This window comes from Sporomusa aerivorans (assembly GCF_041428895.1).
Lineage (GTDB): Bacteria > Bacillota > Negativicutes > Sporomusales > Sporomusaceae > Sporomusa > Sporomusa aerivorans.
The window spans coordinates 1,449,878-1,467,306 of record NZ_CP156926.1; the positions used below are offsets into that span (position 1 = coordinate 1,449,878).

General features: G+C 49.8%; 13 protein-coding genes. 6 read left to right on the forward strand and 7 right to left on the reverse strand.

Going from position 1 to position 17,429, the window contains the following annotated elements:
* Positions 1–14: 14 nt before the first annotated feature.
* The 6 genes from hpdB to SATMO3_RS06600 all read right to left on the reverse strand — a co-directional run bounded on the left by hpdB (position 15) and on the right by SATMO3_RS06600 (position 9,141).
* Complete coding sequence (gene hpdB, locus SATMO3_RS06575; RefSeq protein WP_371379179.1) at positions 15–2,711, reverse strand: 4-hydroxyphenylacetate decarboxylase large subunit; 2,697 nt, start codon at positions 2,709–2,711, stop codon at positions 15–17.
* Positions 2,712–3,209: 498 nt separating this feature from the next.
* Positions 3,210–3,371 carry a hypothetical protein gene (locus SATMO3_RS06580; protein WP_371379183.1) on the reverse strand — a complete coding sequence of 54 codons (162 nt, stop codon included), beginning with the start codon at positions 3,369–3,371 and terminating at the stop codon, positions 3,210–3,212.
* A 10-nt stretch (positions 3,372–3,381) separates the two neighbouring features.
* Positions 3,382–4,632, reverse strand: a complete 1,251-nt coding sequence (locus SATMO3_RS06585) for a Ger(x)C family spore germination protein (protein WP_371379186.1) — start codon at positions 4,630–4,632, stop codon at positions 3,382–3,384.
* Complete coding sequence (locus SATMO3_RS06590; RefSeq protein ID WP_371379189.1) at positions 4,623–5,714, reverse strand: GerAB/ArcD/ProY family transporter; 1,092 nt, start codon at positions 5,712–5,714, stop codon at positions 4,623–4,625. Before SATMO3_RS06590 ends, SATMO3_RS06585 begins: the two co-directional genes overlap by 10 nt.
* Positions 5,715–5,716: 2 nt before the next feature.
* On the reverse strand, positions 5,717–7,588 hold the full coding sequence (locus SATMO3_RS06595) for a spore germination protein (protein WP_371379191.1): 1,872 nt from the start codon (positions 7,586–7,588) through the stop codon (positions 5,717–5,719).
* Between the two features lie 380 nt (positions 7,589–7,968).
* Positions 7,969–9,141, reverse strand: a complete 1,173-nt coding sequence (locus SATMO3_RS06600; RefSeq protein ID WP_371379194.1) for a glycosyltransferase — start codon at positions 9,139–9,141, stop codon at positions 7,969–7,971.
* Positions 9,142–9,530: 389 nt separating this feature from the next.
* Between SATMO3_RS06600 and SATMO3_RS06605 the strand changes: the two genes are divergently transcribed.
* The 6 genes from SATMO3_RS06605 to larA all read left to right on the forward strand — a co-directional run bounded on the left by SATMO3_RS06605 (position 9,531) and on the right by larA (position 16,155).
* Positions 9,531–10,343 (forward strand): GNAT family N-acetyltransferase, encoded by an 813-nt coding sequence (locus SATMO3_RS06605; protein WP_371379197.1) that lies wholly within the window; start codon positions 9,531–9,533, stop codon positions 10,341–10,343.
* 45 nt (positions 10,344–10,388) lie between these two features.
* Positions 10,389–11,615 (forward strand): lysophospholipid acyltransferase family protein, encoded by a 1,227-nt coding sequence (locus tag SATMO3_RS06610; RefSeq protein ID WP_371379200.1) that lies wholly within the window; start codon positions 10,389–10,391, stop codon positions 11,613–11,615.
* Between the two features lie 54 nt (positions 11,616–11,669).
* Positions 11,670–12,434, forward strand: a complete 765-nt coding sequence (locus SATMO3_RS06615; protein WP_371379203.1) for a polyprenol monophosphomannose synthase — start codon at positions 11,670–11,672, stop codon at positions 12,432–12,434.
* A 27-nt stretch (positions 12,435–12,461) separates the two neighbouring features.
* Positions 12,462–13,997 (forward strand): glycosyltransferase family 39 protein, encoded by a 1,536-nt coding sequence (locus SATMO3_RS06620; protein ID WP_371379206.1) that lies wholly within the window; start codon positions 12,462–12,464, stop codon positions 13,995–13,997.
* Between the two features lie 19 nt (positions 13,998–14,016).
* Positions 14,017–14,652, forward strand: coding sequence for a phosphatase PAP2 family protein (locus tag SATMO3_RS06625; protein ID WP_371379209.1), 636 nt, complete (start codon positions 14,017–14,019; stop codon positions 14,650–14,652).
* Positions 14,653–14,886: 234 nt separating this feature from the next.
* Positions 14,887–16,155, forward strand: coding sequence for a nickel-dependent lactate racemase (gene larA / locus SATMO3_RS06630; protein WP_371379213.1), 1,269 nt, complete (start codon positions 14,887–14,889; stop codon positions 16,153–16,155).
* A 51-nt stretch (positions 16,156–16,206) separates the two neighbouring features.
* On the opposite strand, the gene SATMO3_RS06635 is transcribed toward larA, so the two are convergent.
* Positions 16,207–17,364: an acyl-CoA dehydrogenase family protein gene (locus SATMO3_RS06635; protein WP_371379216.1), complete on the reverse strand. Its 1,158-nt coding sequence runs from the start codon at positions 17,362–17,364 to the stop codon at positions 16,207–16,209.
* Positions 17,365–17,429: the final 65 nt, after the last annotated feature.

Consider the following 17,429-nt stretch of genomic DNA (forward strand, 5'->3'; position numbering starts at 1 on the left):
AGTACTTTTTTCTGTTACGCCTCATCATATTCTGTCCTATAAATAACTTCGTCCTGGATGGGTTTGCCGATCTCGCACCAATATTGGGTGAAGCCGGCTACCCGCACCATAAGGTCCCGGTATTTCTCCGGCGTAAGCTGGGCATCCTTTAATGTTTTGCTATCGACAACATTAAACTGAACATGGAAACCACCCTTCCGCATATAGGCGCGGACGACGTCAAGCAGCTTTCTTGTTCCGCTAATGCCCCTGACCGCCGATGGATGAAGCTTTAAATTCATTTGCGAATTCTGATGGAGGGAATGATCATACACGGTCGCCGATTCAAATATGGCATAAATGCCGTTCTTGTCGGTGCCAGCCGCCGCCGATACCGAACCGTCTGAATACGTTGTGCCTGCCAGTCTGCCGTCCGCCGTCGCCAAGGTCACAAAACCCTGCGGCCCGTGCGTCGATACCGAGATCTGACACAAATAGAGCGGTTTCCCGTAATAGGAACGATAGCTATGAGTCATCTCATACATATAGCTGTGGTAGGCTTTAAAAATCTCATCCGCATACTTATCGGCGTTGCCGTACTTCGGCGCATTGAGACAGGCTGCAAAAATCTGTTCATACTGAGGACTGCTTGCCGTACTTTCCCGGAAATCAGGCGAGAATACGCTTGTTTCATAAGCCGTCTTGAAGCCGAAGTTATTAAGCATTGCCTCAGTCATCTCCGCCAGCGTATATTTTTGGTCGTCAAATACGTTTTTTCTGATGGAAGCCAGCGAATTGACAAACGTAATCGTCCCGCAGGATTCAAAATTGATACAGGCGTTATAGCGTGCGCCCATTGTGCCGATGTGTTTGCCTTTGGTGAAACAATCAGGTTTCAGCAGGGAGTTAACGGCAGGCATGTTGTATTTACGCCAGATATCCATCTGGATATTATTGCAGCGGTTGACAACTTCCGTGGTCAATTCCATGTATTCTTGCCACTGCGCAAGCAGTGTCTCGTAGGAAGCCAGCTTCTTGTTGTGAGAGGGAAATACCTGTTTGCCGGTCCGGTTGTCCAGTCCGTTCGTCAAAACAAGTTCCAGCACTTTCGGCATAGCGATGAAATGGACCCCGGTACCGCAGGTAGGTGATGCTCCGCCCGGAATCATAGTTTGTTTGCCATTGTAATCAAGCGGCAAAAAACAGCCGGGGGCTGATTCCAGACAACCGCCAAGGCACCAGGCCCTGGCATCATGGATATCCATGCCTTCCGGCCCGTAATTTTGCAGCATGAAGTTCATTCCGGTCTGGTTATTCATCCAGGCCGGATAGCCAAGCCCCAGTTTCGTACAGGCTGCGGCTTTCATGAGGAAATCTTCCGGAGTCTTTTCATCATACAGTACGCTCAGTGTCGGCTGCGGAGTTTGATTGCGCATACCGGCTTCAATAATTAAATATTCCAGCGGCGTAACGGCTGTAAGGCCATCATAATTTTGTCCGCCTAACGAAAGATTATTAAAGGTATTCCCGGACAAAACGCCGCCGGATACACCGGCTGAGGCAAAACATTCAATACAGGTAATCTTGATTCTGTATAATTCCAGAAGTTCAATCACTTCTTCGTCGGTCATTACGCCGTCGGCAATGTCTTTCTCGTAGTAAGGCTGCAGTACCTGACCCAGTCTGCCAATGGAAAGGCCGGACTGAGGATCTTCATTCACGACCCCTAAATGGCAGCAAAGTGTCAGCTGGATCGCTTCCCGGAAGCTCGCCGGTTTCTTATGGGCGATATTACCCATGACCTCGGCGATTTTTTCGTAGTTAGTTTTCAATGCGGCATCAGACTCAATGGAAGCCAAGTATTTCGCCTGTCTTGCATAATTTTCGCACCAGGCGCTGAGTCCCTTGGTAATTTCTTTCATTGCGGCATAGTAGTAGCCGCGGCTCATGCCGAAATCGCCGTCATCGCCGGCCTCACCCATGACTTCGGCAATTTTTTCATCGCACATTGCGATGATCCGGTCAAAGCCGTATTGCAGAGGAAGATAATAGTTTATTACTTCCCGCCCCTGCGGAATGGCGAAAGAATCAAACATACAGATGACGCTGTCCATAATACGTTTGAACTGATCATAGCCAGGCGTCAGCCGTGAATACTTATCGCTTAATTCTTCGATGGAAATTCCCTGCCAGGGTTTGGACGTTTTCACTAAAACAGGAATTTCTTCTTTACGCATGCCAAACTTTTTAGCTATGGAAATGATATTGCCGTAACTTTCCGTTACGTTGCCGCCCCCGGCGCCGACCATACTTACGGAATCCGCTTCGCTTTCCGCGGGGGCATCCACTTCCTGCATTAAAGCTTCCGCCTGGGCGTTAAAAAAGCTTGCGCACACCCAGGGAAAGGGAAAGGCGCCTCTGACGTTTCTGGTTTTGTTCATTACCAGCTTCTCATAAGGCAAAATAGTCGGCGTCATATGCGATAAAGCTGCGGCTACCGCCTTGGCTCTTCTTACTTCAAGAATTTCGCCGTCATTTTCCCACCAGATTCGATTATACCAATAGGCCGCTTCCATATCGGCGGTAACTTTTAAGGTATAATAAATATCCATCAGCTTTTTTGTGCTGTCTTTCGCTTCCGGAATATCAACTTCGGAAAGAGTGTCAACCTTTTCCCCGGCAATGCCGCGCTTTTTTAATATATCCTGCAGCTTGATTTCATTCGATTTCATATAAATCCCCTCCCTGTATATACTCTAGTACAAAATAACGGAAAACAGCAGTGTAAAGTACACACTTTCGGAAGCCTCGCAACAAAAAATATTTCTTTATTTGTTGCTGGTACTCCTTTGGAGATCTGCTATCATCACCTGAGTCCATTAGTGTAATAATATCATAAGGGGATAGATATTTATTGAACGGCAATAGTTATTATTTTACTTACTATAGATTGGCGGAGGTGTATAATGGGTAAGATACCCATACCGGGTTTTATCTTTGCTGGCCCGGTCTGTTGGCGGAGAAAATTGGGTGATGCTGAATAAAGGATGAGCCTCAATCCTGGTAGAATCCGGGATTGAGGCTTCTTGACGTTTAGTGGGGAGTGATCTCCTGGCAATTAGGCGCAGCTACAGGGATGATAGTATCGCGTCTTGAGGATTTTTTATGGAACAGAACCGTCGTCCCTGCGTCCGAATGGTTTTAGGGCAGTCTAAGGTTCTTTTCGTGATCTAAAACCTGACCAAGGGGTAAATTGAAACGGCTAATCCCAATAAGACAAGTGTCCAGACTCCCCAGGCCCCAATACTGTTGCCATGCTGTTTCAGCCAGTAAGCAAAGGTTGCTGCGTAAAAGCCGGTGAGAATGGTGGCGATTACAAACAGAAAATCCATGCTAGCTCCTTTAATTTACAACCGGCGAAGTCCGCTGCATTAAACCGCTACGACGCAGTTCGGTTTTTACGTCGACATGGATGTCGGCTTCGCGATACTTTTCATTCCAGTTGAAATCGGTAAATTCGGGTTTGGTTACAAAGAAAGAGCGCAAACGATAGCCCAGTCCGGCAGCGTCGCTGTTTAACGCCTGTGTCACCTGGAAATACTTCTCAATCTCTTCGCGGTATACCTTGGAAATTTGCTGCTCCAGCAACCTCCGGTATTCACCGTGTTCATAGTTGATGCCACTGGCAATAGCAACGATTTCCCCCTCCAGTTTTATGCTGATGCGAAAGACCGGTCGCCCCGCCTTCATTTCAGCGGTTATTTCCGGTTTTTGCGCTATACCTACGATTAGGTTAACAATTGCTTCCGGCTCTAGCGGATCGGACACGGTAACGAAGCCACGGGGATATTTGTTGACAAGGATGGCTAGCGCCCTGGCTTCATGGTCGGTGAGTACGCCAACCATTTTGTCGCCTCGAAAGACCGCCGCGCCGGCAAACTCAAGAGCATTCCCACCCTGACGAGGAATATCCCCGGCCTTATGTTCTGCCATTTTTTCGCCGGGCAGTTTTACCCCGGGTGTTCCTTCACCTGTCTTGGGATTCAAGGCGGCATAGGCGGCATAAGGCTGTGCGCTGTGATTCTTCAGCTGTTGATAAAAATCATGTATTTGGGTACGTGGATAATAGCTGGTTTCAGCGGCAGTTTTCATCATTAGCTCATAATATTTAGCCGGGGTAATAGAGAACAGGGGGTTATTGTTGACCAAGAAATCTCTGGCCGTTCCGCCGACAATGACGATATACACTGAGCCACGGACCTCTCGGAAGCGCATGAAGGTAGCCAGTGTATCCTTTAGTCCTTTGCGGGCCAATTCCTCGCTGACGACCAGCAGCTTCATATGAGACAAGTTGGGGGCCGGTGCAACTATCGAACCAAGCAGATTTCTTCCCTCGCTGAGGGAGGGGGCGGTAATGGAAATTACTGTGGCCGGAAAGCTGGATTGCTGGCCACCAGACGATGCGTCAGCAGAGTCGGAGGTGGTTGTGCCGATTTGATAGCTTATTTTCAACTGGTTTCCTTCGGCGGCATCCAGGCCTAGGGCAAGCACGAAGGCTGTCTCGTCCAGTTCACGGGTGCCGCTGCACCCGGCAGACAACAAACTGGCGGCAGATAGGAATATGACTATAAGACGAGTCGGATTCAGCCACATTGTTTTTTCCTCAACTTAAGCAGTGTAGTCAATGTGAGTATAACCGGAATGAAATAAAGGCCGGCTCCGGAAACAAGATTAAACGAACCATCCAATACGACGACGTCGTCGAAATTTTTCGGCAGCATGGCTAAACAGGCTGTTATTACGGTAATCAGCGGTGCAATGGGTCTGATGGCTGGCAGATTCAAAAGCCTGGACATTAAATATACCACTACATATAAATTGGCCGTGATGGCTAACAGGCCAGTGACAACCCACAGAGCGATCAGCAAGGCTTCAACATGCTGGACGAATCTGCTGATATAGATGAGTCTGGACATTTCAAAAAAGGGTAAGGTCTTTTCCATGCCTACTTCCGTGCCAAATACTAATAAATAGACCAATGTGATCAGTGTTTTTAACATGACTGAAAGACTCAGGCCATAGATACCTGCCGCCCGTACCGTTCGGTGGTTTTGGAAAGACGGCGCCATAATGATAAGAGCAAAAACAGAGATATCATATCCGGCTACCATAATGCCGAGTTTTAATCCATTGATTAATCCATTACCCTGCCATGGAATCAGGTTATAGACATTATATTTTGAAGCCAATAGGGCGAAGACAGCCAGGATACTTGCCAGTAGCCAGGGCAGGACAAGGTAGCTCACCCGAATGATGGTGCTGTGTCCTGTAAAAATGAAAAAACCGATTACAAAAGAGTACCAGGCAATGACAATATGAAAGTCAACATAAGGCAAGGCCGTGACCAAGGTGTTCTCAGTGTATTGTCGTAAGAGAAGAATCGAGTTTCCCCAAAACAGCGCTATGTAGAAAAGCCCCGTCAGCCATGCGAACGGGTTGCCCAATAACTGTCGGCAAACGGCAAGTAGGTCTCCGGGTACCCGTTCTGCCACATAAAGAATTAGGAAGAACATTATCATGGAACAGACGCCATTGATGAGCGGGACTGCCCAGCTCAATTCGCCCGATTGTCCTGTGGTAATTGCCGGAGTGGTAAGGAATATGCGCGGTACGGTGGCGATAAACGCAAATGCTACTCCTTCAGCCAGTCCTGCCTGTCCGGGACGGTAACTCATTTTCATTCGCCCCTTTCTGGCTGGTTTCTGATCCAGGACCGGCTTATTTTGGGCTGACGTGTTGGGTCTTTTGTCCCAAGGTAATCCGGGCGTCTGTCACGACTAAACGCCGGCCAGCGCACGACTACATCAACGCCGAAAACGGTTCGCGGGGTTACCGGGACAAGATAGGCGACTCCGAAAGATTTCAGATTGGTAAGCGTAGCCAGCCACAGGATCATACCGGAAGCCACGCCGACAAGACCAAGGGTTGCCCCCACTAATAAAAAAGCGAACCGGGTGAAACGCAACGCGTTAGCGAGGCGAAAGTCGGGGACGGTATAGGATGCCAAGCCAGTGACCGCAATGATTATTACCATAATTGGGCTGACAATTTTGGCCATTACTCCGGCCTGGCCCAGAATGACCGCTCCCACGATCCCGATCGTCGGCCCGAGAAAACCGGGAATCCGGATTCCTCCTTCCCGGACGAGTTCAAAAGAAAGTTCCATTAGTATGATTTCCACTATGGTCGGAAACGGAACCTGCTGCCTAGCGGTGGAGATTGCCTGCAGCAGCTCGGTGGGCAATGTCTCAGGATGAAATACGCTGATAGCAATATAGATGGCAGGCAGTAGCGCAGAGACTAACATTCCTACGATCCTGATTATCCGCAAGAATGCACTATACAGAAAAGACAATGCAAAATCCTCGGAGGTATGAAGCAGCGTGAACAGTTCTATCGGAGCAACAAGGGCGAAAGGGGAGCCGTCAAGTAGAATTGCCACTCGCCCCTCAGCAAGATGGGCGTAGACTCTGTCGGGGCGCTCGGTAGACAGCGTTTGGGGATAGGGATGAAACGGCGAGTCAACAATGAAGTCCTCAAGTTCGCCGATGTTACTGATGAAATCCGTTTGGATGCCGCTAATCCGCCGTTTTACCTCTTCCACCAAGTCCCGGTTGGTTAATGATTTGATGTAGATGACAGCACATTTAGTGCGGCTTCGGGTTCCGACCGTCATGGTTTCAGTAATTAGATCGCTGATTTTTGCACTGCTGCGAATCAAGGCCAAATTAATATTGAGTATTTCGGTGAAACTGTTTTGAGCACCGCGCACCGATTGCTCGGTTAGCGGCCGTTCAACCGCCCTGTGTTCGGGACCTTTGGCTTCAACGAGCACGGCTTCAGCAATACCGTCAATAAATAACGCCGCATCCCCACTGTTGATGCCATCCTGGATAGCAGTAAAGTCCAAAGCACGCTGTGCCCCGCCTGCCGGGAGGTAACGATCAATGACACAGCTTAGCAAGTCCTGGGACGAAGATAGCCCGCAATCCAGGCTGTTTCGCATCAAAGGTTCAAGTACGGTACGGCTAACCGTTTTTTTGTCACAAAGTCCATCTAGGTATACAAGCAGCGCTTTCGCTGGCGGCCGGGCGGGGAGGTTGAACGGACGAATGATGAGTCCTTTGTTTAGCGGCAGTTCATATATAGTTTCAATGTTTCTGTGGTTTTCTTCAAGGGCGGCGCTAACCGGCCGGTGGCCGATTGTTTCGTTATCGGCATAATAACCTAGTAATAACGGGTCAAGCTCGGACTGCTGAGCTTTTAATGCGGCGTATTTGGCTTTAATATTAGATAACTCTCCGGCGGTGCCGCCGTTCCGCAGGTATTTCCGAAGATCTTCCATGACGGTGACCAACCGATCGGCATAACGAAGCAACGTCTGCAACTGATCCATTGCCTGGCCAGAGCCCTCCCCTGCTTCGGACGGTAGTTGCAGATTGTCTTCCTTTGTCTCGGCCAGAACAAAGCGGCTGGGATTGGCTGGCGGTTGATATACCATGACTTGCCTGGCGAGTTTCAACCAACGGGAAAAGAGGTTGTTTTCCATTGTAAGCTCCTCTGGGATCTGCGGTCTCTTCGATAGTATTTGCCAGAAGAAGGTATATTATAATCTTTATCCAGGCATAGCTTACGGACCTGTGCGACGCACATCGGCAATCGTAATGCCGGTCAGTAGTATAATAATAAGGAAAGCAGGGAGATAGTGTCAGGCTGGCGCTGGCTTCATGCCGGCAGTAGCCGCCTGTAGCCATCATCAGCATTGCTGCTGATAATGACAATTGCCAGGGTAGCAGGGGGGGGGGAGAAAATAGCCCTAACTTACTCAAAAGCAGTAAGCTAGGGCTATTTTACATGTGTGCCAGGTATTATGGCAGTAGGATATTGTACTGTCTGCGATCCTTAGCTACACTGTGAAAAGAGCAGTTGCTAGGCTCCGCGGTAGAAGCCGGCAGCAGGTGGTTCAATACTTTTCTTCTGGTCCGTACTGGCAGGAAGCTGCTGGCAAATCATGCCGGCAATGCGGGCGGAGCCGTTATCCGGGGGTAACTTGCCAGCTGCAGAGGCAAAGCCGTTGGCGGCAAGATCATTGACGATGCGGCAGCCCTGGCGGGGATCGCGGCAAAAGTAACCCAGCCGGTTGTTCACGACGAAGTCAATGTTGCCGGTTTCCTGAATGCCGACAGCCTCGGTAATGATGAGCGGGCGGCGCATTGCCACTGCTTCCATGATGGTGCCGGGACCCGCCTTGCTAATGATGACATCGCTGGCCGCCATCAGGGCTTCCATATTATCAACAAAGCCGTAGATGTAAAGGTGGTCAAAGCGGCTCTTCGAAGCCTGCAACTGGTTATAGAGGGCTTGGTTCCGCCCGGTGACCACCATGAGTTGTTTATCCGGACAGTCTTTCAAAAACTCCCTAACCCAATCGGACATGCCGCCGGCGCCGACACCGCCGCCTGTCAGAAGAACGGAAAAACGTTCCGGGTCCAGGCCTAACTCGCTACGAATTTTTTGGCGGGATGACGAAGGACAACTGAATTTGGGATGAACGGGAAAGCCGGTGAGGATAATCTGACTGGCGGCGATGCCGTGCCGGACGAGCGCCGTAAAGGCTTCTTCGGTCGGTACCAGGTACAAGTCGGCTCCCGGCGTTGCCCAGGAGGCGTGAAGGGTGGCCAGATCGGTTACGACTGTGAAAATTGGCCAGGAGGCACGGGTAGCCTTGCGGCTGGCGACCAACAGGCCAATGACCAGGGGGTGAGCGGCCAGCAAAAAGTCGGGCCTGCTGCGGTTAAGCTCGCATTCGAACTGCGGCGCAGCCTGCTGATAGACAAATCTGGTCAGCAGGTTCATTCTTTTTACACTGTTGGTTTGCTCAAAGAAGAGATTATTCAGCCAGAGCTGCTTGCGGGAGCAATAGTCATAAATCTCCGGCGCTTTTCTTAGACCGGGAAAGCCGGTGGCTTTGAGCAGGTCGGCAAGAGTGCAGTGAATATGGTTGCAGTTGTTCAAGGCCGCAGCTATTGCGGTTGCGGCGCTGCGGTGACCGCCGCCGGTGTCGGAAATGGCGAAAAGGATATTATTGACGGTTTGGGTCATTGATATCCTCCTATTGGTTAGTCAAGGGCATAGCCGTAGAAGACGGTTTTTCCCTAGCAATTTAATTATACGGAATCATGATAATGAATAAGGTTATTTTTAAGTAAAACGGTTGTTAATTTTACTGCGGCCTAATTTTTATCTAAAAATAACATGATCTTAATGGAATGGACACCAAAATATGCAATGATTATGGTAGCGGCTTTTACAGCATTCCGCCTCCCGTCCTTAAGCTGATTAGCCGGCTTAAGGACTAAGCGCCACGATTGGCAATTGCAAAGACTCAACCAGCCAGCGGAAGTTATTACCGGCGGGCCGGGAGCGTTTTCACTAATTGATATTTTTACTAAATGAACCAGACAATGACTTCATTAGTTAGGTGAATAATTTTGCATGGTAACATCAAGAAGTGGGATGAGGTGCTGCTGATGGAAATGCGGGAAGGTAAATTTCTTTTGAAGCTTGCGGAAACAGCAATGGAGAAAAAACAAATTTACGCTTTGCGGTATAGTGTGTATTGTCAGGAACTTAACTTTGCCGGGAAGAAAAATGAGTTTGCGGCAGACAATGACGGGGAAATTGATTGTTTTGACGAATTATGCGACCACTTGGTTATTAGCGATGTGGAACATAACCGCTGTGTCGGCACCTTCCGTTTTCTGCCGGGAGGCAGGCTGCCGCAAGGCAGCGGTTTTTACTCTGAGCAATGGTTTGATATCGGCCAACTGAAGGATAAGAGAACGCAGATTCTCGAGCTTGGGCGAGCCTGTATTGATGTTCAGTATAGGAATACCAGCGTTTTCAAGTTGTTGTTCGCCGGCTTAGGTACATACTTAAAGAGCAATCCCCATAAATATCTAATTGGGCTGACAACACTGCCGGCAGACGCTAAAAACGATATTGGCGCGATCGCGCAGTATTTAATTGGCAACAATGTCGTTAATATGGCATTTGGGATAAAACCCAAACAGCAGTTGGACTTAACCGCTGTTACTTCCGGTGAGTTTACTGTTGCTCAAATCAGCCAGCGGGCCATTTTAAAGAAGATGTCAACACTTATGCTGGCTTATTATAAATATGGCGCTGAATTTATTAGCGAACCGTCGATGGATGTGGATTTCAATCCGCCGGTATTTGATTTTTTTACAATCTTTGATGTGCAAAAATTCCCTGCCTGGGTAACCCGGGGGAAGGCCGGGTAAAAGCCAGCTTTAGGAGGCTATAGCCTGAGATAAGGAGCCAATAGGATGAAGCCAGGCATTTATAAAGCTGCTTCCCGCATAAAGCGTAATATATTGGGATGGCTGCAGACAGCAGCGGCGTCTGTTGTCGTTCACTGGATATTGAAAGGAAGTGCGAGCTTCGACAGCAGCGGTATTAAAGATATAAAGCCGCCATTTATTGTTCTCGGGAATCATACATCCTTTCTCGATCCGGCGTTGGTACAATGTGCAATAGCGGAGTACCCCTGTTATTTCCTTACCACAAACTTTTATTTTCGCCAGAGGGTTATTGGCAGCATATTGAGGCTTTGCGGCGCAATACCTAAAATACAGTTTTTACCGGACGTTCGTTCTACCCGGGGCGCGCTGGCGGCAATAGCCCGGGGCGATGTTGTCGGTATTTTTCCGGAAGGACGCCGGTCGATTGACGGCAGTTGCTGCGATATACCCGAATCCGTCGCCCGGTTTATAAAAAAAATGAAAGTTCCCGTTGTTGCCGTTAAAACAAATGGCGGCTATCTTGCCTGGCCCCGCTGGTCTGCTTTCTGGCGCAGGGGACGAGTGGAAACGGTGGCCGGGCAGATTCTTTCCCCGGCAGATATTGACGTGCTGGATGCCGGGCAAATCTATTCGATAGTCTGTCAGGCCCTGACTTATAATGACTATGACTGGAATCGTTTGGCCAGGAACCGTTATTCTCACCAGCGTGCGGCCGAGAAGCTTCAGCTTATTTTGCACCAGTGCCCGCGTTGTTCAGCCGAGCAAAGTATGCGCAGCAAAGGCAGAGAATTGTACTGCAGCGCGTGTGGGAATGCCGCCATTGTAGACGAGTACGGTTTTTTGGAACCTGCTGATCCTACCTGTGTAGTGTTCGCTGATCCGGTAAAATGGACTGCCTGGCAACGTGAATATATGAGCGAGCAGGTGCATGACAAAAAATTTCTTATCCAGGCGCTGGTAACAGAACTGCGGGTTGCCGATAAGTTTTACGGCTCATTTCGCAGCTGCGGTTGTGGCTATGTGAGCCTGCGACAGGAAGGACTTTTTTTTCATGGCCGGGTTGATGGGGAAGCAGCCGATTTGTTTTTCCCCATTGAAAGGCTGCCAACCATATCAACCGAGTTTGAATATGACTTTGAAGTCTGTGACGATAAACATGCCTGGTGGATTTTTCTGGGTGAAGAGCAGCAAACTGTCCGGCTGGAGAGCGCCATATCCTTGCTGTATCAGCTAAACACCGGCAAGTGTTAAACGACGTTTGGACGGGAAGCGCTATAAACACCGAAAAGAGGTCTGGCTGAATTTATGAGGCTAATTGTTATACCAACCTATAATGAACGCAAGAATATAGCGGATTTGCTGGCGCTTATTTTTCAGCAGGAGGAAGGGTTTCATGTTCTTATTGTCGATGACAATTCACCTGACGGTACCGGCGGGCTGGTTTGTGAACTCATAGAGACTCAATATGCCGGCAGGCTGTTCCTGTTGGCGCGCCCGGGAAAACTGGGACTGGGCTCAGCCTATATTGCCGGCTTTAAATGGGCACTGGCGAGGGAGTATCAATATATCCTGGAAATGGATGCTGATTTCTCTCACAACCCTAAATATTTAAAGCAATTACTGGCCACAGCCGAGAGAGCCGACCTTGTACTGGGCAGCCGTTATGTTCCTGGCGGCGGCATTACGAACTGGAGTATGATTCGCCGGCTGATCAGTCTGGGGGGAAGTCTTTACTCGCGCATTATTCTGGGGCTTCCGTTCCGGGATCTAACCGGCGGCTATAAATGTTTTCGCCGGGAAGTATTAATGAGCATTGATTTGGATGATATCCGGTCTAACGGTTACTCCTTTCAAATCGAACTGACGTACCGCGCTTTCCTCCAGGCCTTTATCATCAGGGAAGTTCCGATCACTTTTGAGGAGCGGGCGGCGGGCCAATCAAAAATGTCGCGTAAGATCTTTCTGGAAGCCATATGGATGGTTTTAAAGCTCCGGGCCGGGAAAAGCCGTCTGAAGGCCGCGGGGTGTAAAGCCATTATTTGCCCGGAGACGAATTGGACGCATCCGTAATGGCTAATTTCTACAGGAGAGCCCAATATGAATTTTAAATCCCCGCAAACTGTAGTAATGCTGATTATCCTGATTGGCACTGCCGGTCGTATTGCTTTAGCCGGCGCTATCGGCCTCGGCGTGGATGAATCTTATGTGGCAGTCGTAGCCCGTACTTTGAGCCTAAGTTATTTTGACCATCCGCCGCTGCATTTTTGGCTAATTTGGCTGACTGCTCATATTGCCGGCAGCGAAAATGCTCTGGTGCTGCGTCTGCCGTTTATCGGCATGTTTGCTGCTACAACCTGGCTGATGTTTTGTCTCGGCCGGATGCTTTTCGGCGAATGGGCCGGAGTATATGCCGCCCTGATTCTGAACATATCGGCTGTTTTTAGCCTTAGTACCGGCAGCTGGCTTTTGCCTGACGGGCCGTTAATGTTCCTGATGACGGCGGCTGCTTTAGTATTGGCACGCCTGTTCTTCATGGCGAATGCAAGTCCGTCCTGGCGGCTTTGGCTGGCGGCCGGCCTGTTGACCGGCCTGGGAATGCTGGCAAAATATCAGGCGGTATTTCTGATTTTCGGCAGTTTGCTTTTTATGCTTTCGACAAAAGAGTACCGTCGGCTGCTGCTCACTAGCGGGCCTTATCTTGCTGCAGGGACGGTCGCAATTGTATTTTTGCCCGTATTGCTCTGGAATCAGGAACATCACTGGGTATCCTTTCTGTTTCAAAGCGGCCGGGGAGCTATAACTGGATTTTATCCGTTAACAATGTTAGGTAATATCGCCGGCCAGGCGATGTGGGTTTTACCCTGGATATGGGGACCGCTGGTGTGGGTTCTGTTGAAGGGAGCTTTAGCCGGTCCGGGTGATGCCAGGACCGAACCCCTTCACGGCAGACAGTGGTTTCTATGCTGTCTGGCCGCCGGCCCGATCGCCTTTTTTACCGCAGCAGCACTGTGGGGGGCGCAGGGATTGTTTCATTGGCAGGCGCCGGGATATCTCCTGGCAATGCCTTTGTTGGGCCGCGTCGCCGGTGTCTGGCTGGAAAAAGGCAGTAAGATTGCCCGCTGTTGGCTGATAAGTTCTGTGGCTATTTTCCTGCTGTTGATAGCCGTATTGGGTAGCCATACAGCAACCGGCTGGCTGAAGCAGGTTGCGCCGCAGTGGTTCCAGACAGGCGATGCGTCAACGGAGGCTCTGGACTGGCGGGAACTGCCGGGATACCTTGTCCGGCAGGGTTTGCTGGATTCCCGGGCGCAGTTTGTGGTTGCCGCCCATTGGATCGATGCCGGGAAAATAGATTATATTTTAGGTGGCAAATTGCCGGTAGTATGTCTGAATAACGAACCGCACCATTTCGCTTTCCTGAATAAGCCGGCGGACTGGCAGGGGAAAAATGCCCTCATTATTGGCCGGAAAGATATTGTTGATAACGTATTGCCTCAGTACAGGCCTCATTTTGCGGCCATCCGGCAGGTTGGCGAGATCCCGATAACACGGGCCGGGATGCCGGAGTTCAATGTGGTAGTATTATACGCCGAAGATTTTAGCGGGAATTTCCCCATGCCCTATGGGCAATAATGCAGTTGGAGGAGCACTCATGAAAGTTTTGCGGGCCGGCTTGGATTATAGGGAACCTCTTGGCAGAGCCATACTGGCAGCATTTCTTGCCGGCGGGGCTACCAGCAGCATAGTTCTTACCCTGCAGCCATCACAGCATGCTGTGGTTTGGACTGTAGGCAACTTTTTGGGCAGTACGGGAAACGACCTGTTTTTGATCCTTTCCAATCTGCTTATTATCGGCTGGGCCTGGCGCAAGCGACTGACGAGTATTATTAAACTGACCCTGACCTTGGATTTGCTGGTGTGGCTTTCCGTCCAGGGAATTAAGCTGCTTCATTTGGAGCCCTGGTACCTTCGGCCAAACGGCGGTACCGGCGGTTTTCCGAGCGGGCATGCGACGCATGCCTTTGGTATGGCTTTTTTGCTATCCTTTTATTTTCCACGGCTTTCCTGGCTATGGTATTCATGTGCCGCCGCCATATCCTGGTCAAGGGTGGAAACTGACTGGCATACGGGATTTCAGGTTACGGCCGGAATTGTCCTGGGAATTGCCCTGGTTGCGGGACTGGTAAAGAGGTGGCTTACCCATCCTGACGCGCTGGCGCTTAAGACCCAGCTGACAGAAGAGCGGAGTTTGCCGCTTCGCAGGCAACAGTCATATGTTGCGGAATAAATGTTACTTAGTAGATTAATTATGTGCTATAATCGAAGGGCTTGATCAGAATATCAAAGGCTAAGCGTTCCAACTGGGAGCGCTTAGCCTTTTTGCGTATGTGTTACCTGGCGGTAGAGCTATATCTATTTTGTAGATAATTTACAAAAGACTGAGAAGCGTTGGCGGGATTTTTCGAAAGTGTGGGGTAAATTAATATTGGAGAGGATCTGAAAACGGGAGGGAGCAAGAACTGTGCAAAAAAAATATGCGTATAAATACGGTAGGAGTAAGATCGACTTTACTTTAGATACAGACTTAATAATTGCAGAGCTCGGCATTAAAGACTTTCCGGTTTTGTCTGATCCCGTAGAGGCGGTCAGAGAGGCCATTCGCAATCCCATTGGCTCAAAACCGCTGCGGGAGATTGTAAAGCCGGGCGAGACTGCGGCGCTTATTGTTAATGACACCACCCGCGTAGCCAACAGTCATGTTTTTTTACCGGTACTGCTTGATGAACTTAATGCCGCCGGGGTTGGGGACCAGGATATCTGGATTGTCTTTGCTCTGGGTACGCATCGGCTGATGACGGAAGAGGAAATGATCGGAGAAGTCGGCGCTGAAGTCGCCCAAAGAGTAAAAATGTATAACAGTGACTGCAAGGATAGTAGCCAGTTTCAGTTTTTTGGCACAACATCGTACGGCACGCCGGTTTATTTTAATAACAAAGTAGTGGAAGCTGACCATATTATTTGTACCGGCAGCGTAGTTCATCACTTTTTTTCCGGTTTTGGCGGGGGCCGCAAGGCTATGCTGCCAGGGGTTGCCGCTTATGAGACGGTGCGCAAAAATCACAGTTTGATGCTTGAACCCGGGGCCATGATCGGTAAGCTGGCGGGAAACCCTGTCTATCACGATCAGGTAGAAGGCACGGAAATGCATCGGCCGGCCTTTTTGCTGAATGTTGTTCTCAACGAAAAGAAAGAATTTCTCAGGGTGTTTGCCGGCGATTATCTGCTGGCGCATAAAGAGTGCTGCGATTTTGTGAATCAAGTCTACGGCGCTCCCGTGGCAAAAGAAGCCGATCTGGTAATTGCCTCGTGCGGCGGTTATCCGAAAGATATCAACGTATATCAATTGCAAAAAACCATGGATAATGCCTGGTGCGCCGTCCGGGAGGGCGGAGTGGTCATTATTCTGGGGGAATGTGCGGAAGGCTCGGGATCGGCAACTTACGAAAAAACCATGCAAAAATATAGGGCGCCCGGCGAGGTCGAAGCCGCCATCAAAGCCGATTTCCAGATAGGCGCCCATAAGGCGTACGCGGTTACCCGTTTAATGAAGAAAGCCGAGTTTATTCTAATTTCTTCCATGGAGCCGGCGCTTGCCCAACAGCTGTTGTTTACACCGGCTAAAGACATGACTGAGGCGTTACAGTTAGCGTTTGCTAAACTGGGATCAGCCGAGCCCGGTATTATCCTTATGCCGATGGGCAGCCTTACCGTTCCCCTGATCCAGGAATAGAAATAAACTCCCGCCGGATTCCGTATGTGGATTTGGCAGGAGTTTCTGTTTTTACACCGGATTGCTGCCTTTAATTTTCGCAACTGACGAACCAACAACCATTTTTAGCACTTCCGATGCCCCGACGCCGATGTCAAGCAGTCTTGCATCCCGGGCATACCGCTCTACATCATTGTATTTCATGTAACCGTGGCCGCCGAATATCTGCAAGGCCTTATGGCATACTTCACTAACCACTTCAGCGACAAAAAGCTTGGCAACCGAGGTATCCAGCGCATAATCCCGGCCACTGTCTCTTTTTCTGGCAGTTTCGTTTACCAGCAGGTTAGCGGCTTCCACTTTTACATACATATCCGCCAGCATCTCCTGCACTGCAAACAGTGTACTCAATGGCTTGCCAAAAGCACTGCGGCGATTGGCATATTTCGCTGAAGTTTCCAGAGCAGCTTCGGCAATGCCCAGTCCCATAGCTGCCATTCCCAAACGGCCGCCAACCAAACCGTACATAGCAATTTTGAAGCCTTCATTGGCATTACCCAGCAAATTCTCGGGGGGTATTACACAATTGTCAAATAGCAGCCCGGTGGTATACGAGCTTCTGCAGCCCATTTTTTCTTCAGGGGCGCCTATCTTAAAACCAGGCCGGCCTTTTTCCACGATAAACATGCTAATGCCTTTGGCCCCGGCTTCAGCATCTGTCTTCAAAGCAACAAAGTAAAGATCGGCTAAGCCGCCATTCGTACAAAAATATTTAGACCCGTTTAAAAGCCAGCCAGCCTCTGTACTCACGGCGGTTGCCTTAATGGCTGCAGCGTCGGAGCCGGCCTGGGCCTCGCTGACAGTATAGGCCGCAATCTTTTTGCCCTGCAGCAATTCAGGCAGGTATTGCCGTTTCTGCTCCTCCGTGCCGAATTTAACTAAAACATCGACCGCCATCCAATGTACATGGAGGGTTAAGGCCACCCCGGGGCTCACTTTGGCGATTTCTTTGGCTGCCAGATGGCTGGTGACAGAATCATAACCGCCGCCGCCATATTCCGGGCTATAGTTCATACCGAAAAAGCCTGACTCACCCATTATCCCTAAAAGCTCAACGGGAAATCGTCCGGCAGCATCCAACTCTCTGGCAATGGGCTGCAGATGTTTTTTACAAAATAATACTGCGTTTTCCACAGGCTTACTACCTGTGTGATGATCTGAGATACTCATAAAATCCCTCCCGGTGTACTGTGTTTGAGAGGCCTGGCGGACAGACCTCCCCCCATATAACCTGC

Excerpts from the sequence above, each read along its gene's own strand:
- hpdB (WP_371379179.1), bottom strand. The coding sequence starts at position 2,711 with ATGAAATCGAATGAAATCAAGCTGCAGGATATATTAAAAAAGCGCGGC.
- SATMO3_RS06580 (WP_371379183.1), bottom strand. The coding sequence starts at position 3,371 with ATGGATTTTCTGTTTGTAATCGCCACCATTCTCACCGGCTTTTACGCA.
- SATMO3_RS06585 (WP_371379186.1), bottom strand. The coding sequence starts at position 4,632 with ATGTGGCTGAATCCGACTCGTCTTATAGTCATATTCCTATCTGCCGCC.
- SATMO3_RS06590 (WP_371379189.1), bottom strand. The coding sequence starts at position 5,714 with ATGAGTTACCGTCCCGGACAGGCAGGACTGGCTGAAGGAGTAGCATTT.
- SATMO3_RS06595 (WP_371379191.1), bottom strand. The coding sequence starts at position 7,588 with ATGGAAAACAACCTCTTTTCCCGTTGGTTGAAACTCGCCAGGCAAGTC.
- SATMO3_RS06600 (WP_371379194.1), bottom strand. The coding sequence starts at position 9,141 with ATGACCCAAACCGTCAATAATATCCTTTTCGCCATTTCCGACACCGGC.
- SATMO3_RS06610 (WP_371379200.1), top strand. The coding sequence starts at position 10,389 with ATGAAGCCAGGCATTTATAAAGCTGCTTCCCGCATAAAGCGTAATATA.
- SATMO3_RS06615 (WP_371379203.1), top strand. The coding sequence starts at position 11,670 with ATGAGGCTAATTGTTATACCAACCTATAATGAACGCAAGAATATAGCG.
- SATMO3_RS06620 (WP_371379206.1), top strand. The coding sequence starts at position 12,462 with ATGAATTTTAAATCCCCGCAAACTGTAGTAATGCTGATTATCCTGATT.
- SATMO3_RS06625 (WP_371379209.1), top strand. The coding sequence starts at position 14,017 with ATGAAAGTTTTGCGGGCCGGCTTGGATTATAGGGAACCTCTTGGCAGA.
- SATMO3_RS06635 (WP_371379216.1), bottom strand. The coding sequence starts at position 17,364 with ATGAGTATCTCAGATCATCACACAGGTAGTAAGCCTGTGGAAAACGCA.